Source organism: Sphaerochaeta sp. UBA5849 (assembly GCA_002432715.1).
Classification (GTDB): domain Bacteria; phylum Spirochaetota; class Spirochaetia; order Sphaerochaetales; family Sphaerochaetaceae; genus Sphaerochaeta.
This window is the reverse complement of sequence record DJGJ01000057.1, coordinates 1-4,852: the sequence shown is the minus strand read 5'-3', so window position 1 is coordinate 4,852 and position 4,852 is coordinate 1. Positions and strand designations below refer to the sequence as shown.

3 protein-coding genes and 1 riboswitch are annotated in these 4,852 nt (G+C 49.5%); all 3 genes read right to left on the bottom strand.

Going from position 1 to position 4,852, the window contains the following annotated elements:
- Nucleotides 1–2,536 (bottom strand): cation-translocating P-type ATPase (locus B3K89_RS09940; protein ID WP_345907353.1); only part of this gene is annotated, 2,536 nt, incomplete at its 3' end.
- A gap of 140 nt (nucleotides 2,537–2,676) precedes the next feature.
- Nucleotides 2,677–2,774: riboswitch (NiCo riboswitch) on the bottom strand.
- Nucleotides 2,775–3,227: 453 nt separating this feature from the next.
- On the bottom strand, nucleotides 3,228–3,983 hold the full coding sequence (locus B3K89_RS09935; RefSeq protein ID WP_345907352.1) for an ATP-binding protein: 756 nt from the start codon (nucleotides 3,981–3,983) through the stop codon (nucleotides 3,228–3,230).
- Entirely contained in the window at nucleotides 3,973–4,746 is a 774-nt protein-coding gene (locus B3K89_RS09930) for a Mu transposase domain-containing protein (RefSeq protein WP_345907351.1), read from the bottom strand. Before B3K89_RS09930 ends, B3K89_RS09935 begins: the two co-directional genes overlap by 11 nt.
- Between the last annotated feature and the right edge of the window lie 106 nt (nucleotides 4,747–4,852).

Sequence of the window (4,852 nt, the reverse complement as noted above, 5' to 3'; positions counted from 1 at the left end):
TTCGGAACTTGATACTGTTGAGATATTTCCTTCGCATGCTTTTAAGCCTTCTTATCAGTTTCACAAGCTCATACCAAAGCACCGATGCTGCAGCAAGACCGAGTGCTGTAAGTACCTGCATTCCACTCAGTGGGGCAAGCTTAAGATAGGCGGAAAAGGGAGTGTAGAGAATTATGGCCAACAACGCCAGCGTTCCAAAATTCACGGCCCACATAACACGATCCTTGACGAGCTGTTTCGCCGAATGGTAAGCAAAGTCATGATTGGAGCTGTTGACCTGTACCAAGAACAGATTTGCCAACATGATTACGGCAAGACCCATCGCGCGAGCTTCTGATGCATTGGCAGAGTTACCTGCAAGGGTGACAAAATACGCGCCAAAGGATGCGGCAAACACAAATATGCCTTGCAGTACACTCTTGCCCAGCAATCTGCCGGTGAGTAACTTCTCCTTTGGGTCACGGGGTGCACGATCCATCACATCTTCCTCCGCAGGCTGTCGCTCCAAAACAATGGAGCAGGTCGGGTCAATCAAGACCTCCAGCAACACCACATGCAACGGTAAGAGCATCAGTGCAGTGGGACTTATCCCCAGAAGCGGAGCCAACAGGGAGGCCGCTGCAATGGGGATATGAATGGTGAACACATAGCCAACCGCCTTACGGATGTTGTCATAGATACGCCTCCCGTCGCGGATAGTCTCCACTATGGTGGTAAAGTTGTCATCCATAAGAATAAGATCGGAAGCTTCGCGCGAGACCTCGCTGCCGCGCTTGCCCATGGCAATGCCGATGTCAGCGTATTTGAGTGCTGGAGCGTCGTTGACGCCGTCGCCTGTCATGGCTACAATCTCGCCGTTCTCCTTGAATGCTTTTACAATGCGCATTTTATGTTCAGGAATGACGCGAGAGAAGATGGAAACAGTCTTCACTGCTTCTTGTAGTTCTTCTTCGCTCATAGCTTCAAGCTCTTCGCCTGTGATAATGTTATCGCTACCTGGTATGCCAATTTTTCTGGCAATGGCGGAGGCAGTGATCCCGTTGTCGCCGGTGATCATGACCACACGAATACCTGCTCGGTTGCAAACAGCGATATCCTCTTTGACACTCTCACGGGGAGGGTCGGCAAGCCCCACCAGACCCAGCAGAGTCAGACGGCAGTCAGTAATGGCGGCAGGAATAGCTGATTCGTTTTCAGGCTTGGCTGTTGCAACGGCAATGACCCGCAGTCCCTGGGAGGATAACGTTTTGATCTGTGATTCAATAGCAAGCCGTTCCTCTGCTGCCAACTCACAGATGGTCAATATACGTTCAGGGCTGCCCTTGGCTGCAATAATCAGATGCCCGTCTTTGCGCCAGACATGACCCATCATCTTCAACTCATTCGTAAAAGCATACTCACTGACAAATTCGTTGGAGAAGAGGCTTTCTTTGGTAATGCCGTGTTCCTCGCAGTAGCGGAGCATGGCTTTTTCCATAGGATCATACGCATCAGTTTCACAGCCTAGGCCCATGGTCTCCACCAAATCGTGCTCTGTACTACCACTTGTCGTCCAGACATTCTGTACGGTCATTTGGTTCATTGTGATGGTGCCGGTTTTATCTACGCAGAGAACGGAGACCGCTCCAAGTGTTTCCACACTGGGCAGCTTGCGTACCAGAGAGTTTTTCTTAGCCAACCGCCAGGCACCCATGGAAAGGAATACGGTAAGAATGACCGGAAATTCTTCCGGTATCATGGCCATGGCCAGCGTAACGCCGGAAAGGATACTTTCAATCAGACGATCCACAAATGCATGATCGGGAATGTTGAACCATGTGAACACCGCTACCAGAGCAAAGAGCACTCCCGCAATAATTGCGCAGGTCTTTACAAGCTTGCCTGTCTGCTTTTGCAACGGAGTGTCCTCATTGGGAGCAGCAATCACTCCAAGGCCGATTTTCCCGTATTCGGTCTGTGCACCTATCGTATCCACCTGTACAACGGCGTTGCCCTGGGTAACGAGAGTGCCCGCATAACAATAATCCTTGCGCCAATAATCCTTTGTCGGCTCAGTGCTTTCCGTAGGAGTTTTCCAAACGCCTTCTGCCTCCCCAGTAAGGGAAGATTCATCCACGCATAAATCTGCGCAACGTAGGACTACACCATCTGCAGGGATCTTGACTCCCTCGTGAATCATCAGGAGATCACCCGGCACCAAATCAACGCTGGCAATCCGTTGTTCCTTGCCGTCACGGATAACGGTGCAATGGGGAGCAGACAAATCCTTTAATGCGTTCAGGGTTTTATCGGTTTTCCATTCTTGGATTACATCAATACTGATGATGCCGACGACGAAAATGAGCATGATAGCGCCGTCTCGTGGTTCTCCAAGCAGAAAATAAATAATCGCAGCGACAATGAGCAGCAAGAACATCGGCTCACAGATGATATGAAACACTTTTCTGAAAAAGCTTTCCTTTTTCTGCTGCGTCAGCTCGTTCTTACCGTACTGTTCCTGTAATCGTTTTGCTTCGACAGAGGTTAGCCCTGTCATGTTTGGTCGGTAGGTTGTCATAAAAGAATCCCCCATTTCACATTGCCATTGGCAATGCGGTGTTGTGATTTCTCTTTTGACACTCCATTTGAGGTCGCCTGTTCCATAAGGCAAAAAAATGGCACACCCATGGAACATACAACTGTCCCACAAATGTGCTTGCTAGCAATTTGCTGCCGTTGTTAAACGGCCCGGCCCCACGCCCGCTTCCGGGCATCGCCTGCTCAGTTTGTACTGTTGATCTCACATCCTGAAAAACAGGAATGTAATGCAGTGCAAAAAGACTTTTTTAAAAAGTACACGACGATGTACAGGTTGTCAATCATCCAGCTACTCAGATCAAGGCAATAAACTGTTATTTCCCTATAAATTAACGATTGGTTGCAGGAGAGCCGGGGCACCCCATCAATCTGTTCCCAGTTCTGTACCCAAGAACCAAAAACCCCTATACGCATATATATGCGCATAGGGGCATGCCACGCCGACCTTATCCTCCTCTATTATTGGTATTCATGGCAAATGATATTTTAGGAACATGGGAACAGATGCAATCCAGTTCCTGAACATAGCGCATCCATTGATTGCACCTGCAAAACTACATAGGCAAATCCTATGAAAACAGCAGAAGTGTTTCCTACTAAAACTACAGAATGGAAGAGGAAAGGTATAAATCTCTCCTCTCCCTGATACTTTAGAAATGACTGATTTCAGTTGCTCCGATGGTCATGGTCTGAAGCAAAGAAGCCAATACTTCCTTGCTTGCAGATAGATTCTTTTTCCATTCACTTACCGGGCTATGAGAAATCAACACGGTCCCCCCAAACTTCTCGCGGTAATCAAGGATTTCTTTCATCAGGAGGGTTTCCTTTGTCGAAATGGGGTCGTTCAGCCAATCATCAATGATAAGGCACTGCGTTCTTCGATAAGAGTTCAGCAAATCGCTTAGGGTCCCATCCTTATTTGCTTCTGCCAGATTTTGGATCAGAGACGTGTAACGGACATATTGCGTCCTGTATTTCAGGTTGCAGCATGAAGTGCCGATGGCACATCCCAGATAGGTGATGCCACTTTTTGCAGGTCCCGTGATGATGACAACCCCATGGTTGTCGATATAAGAGCATTTGGAGAGGTATCCCACCTGGCTTTTCGTCAGGGAGGCGTTTCTTTTTGCCAGGTTCTCCAGGTTTGCATCAAAAAACCAGAAGTCTGCATCCTTTGCGTACTTCATCGTACGGTTGCTGGTTCTCAATGCGAGCTGGGTTCCTACCATCTCTTCTATGAACTCCTCTGGGCTCTTGTCCTCGGGAGGATCGGGGTTGTCCACAAACTTCTCGCGATAGTATTCAGCCATTCCAGGAAGCCTGAGAACGGTAAGCCCTGCAAGAATGAGGGAATCCCTTTCCCTTCTCTGCTCTTCCCTTGTCATATAGGAGGTGTTAGTGTTCATCGTCGTCCCCCCCGAAGCCAAGATCAAGCCCGGCATCCAGAAAGGGGCCTGGATCGAACAGCAACTGGTGGAGGTCTTCGGCCCGGGCTTTTTTCTCCTGCCTTTCGCAAAGCTCGTCAACCTTCTGCTTTATACGGGTATAGCGGATCAGCACGGCGTGGGAGGGGAACTGTGTGCACAGCTGGCTGCAGGCTTCCTCGAGAAACTTTTCCCCGACCCTGCGTCCATTTCTCTTCCTGTCTGACAGATGGACTACGCCGGCACAGGTCTCATAATATTTTTCAGGGGCCTCTTGCTGGCTCTCCGCATGGTCAAAAAAGCGCTTTATGACCTCATAGGTGTTCGGGCCGGCTATCCCTGCTTTGTAAAGAAGCTGGCTTTCATCGCGGTTCACATAGTCCACTATATAGGAAGGCAGATGGGATTTCTCGGTGACATAGAAGTCAAAGGGATGCGTCCCCCTGGGGTGCGTGAAGATGAAGGGCCCGATCCGGTCCCCGTCCGCCTCGTATATCTGCACATCCCTACGTCCCAGCTTGATAAACACCTGCTGATGCATATAATGGAAGGGCACACTGTAGTAATAGCCATCTATTTTGCATTTCACATGGCTGTTCTTCCGCACTTGGGCCTTTGTAATCTGCCTGACTTCGTAAGGGGAGTCGGGCAGGGCCCTCAGGATCTCGGCCTCCTCCTGCAGGAACAGGCTGGTCCTTGTCCACTCAGGGTGTTCCTTGAACGGGCGGTCGTTGAATTTGCCCATCTCCTCCCAAAGCCCCTCGTTGAGTGTCTCCAGCGAATAATACTGGTTGTGCCTCAGGGGTGCGATTATATCGATATAGGAGTAATCTATAATTCACGGGTATAAT

Bases quoted from the DNA above. Each gene is read 5' to 3' on its own strand.
- B3K89_RS09935 (WP_345907352.1), bottom strand. From the start codon at position 3,983: ATGAACACTAACACCTCCTATATGACAAGGGAAGAGCAGAGAAGGGAA.
- B3K89_RS09930 (WP_345907351.1), bottom strand. From the start codon at position 4,746: ATGGGCAAATTCAACGACCGCCCGTTCAAGGAACACCCTGAGTGGACA.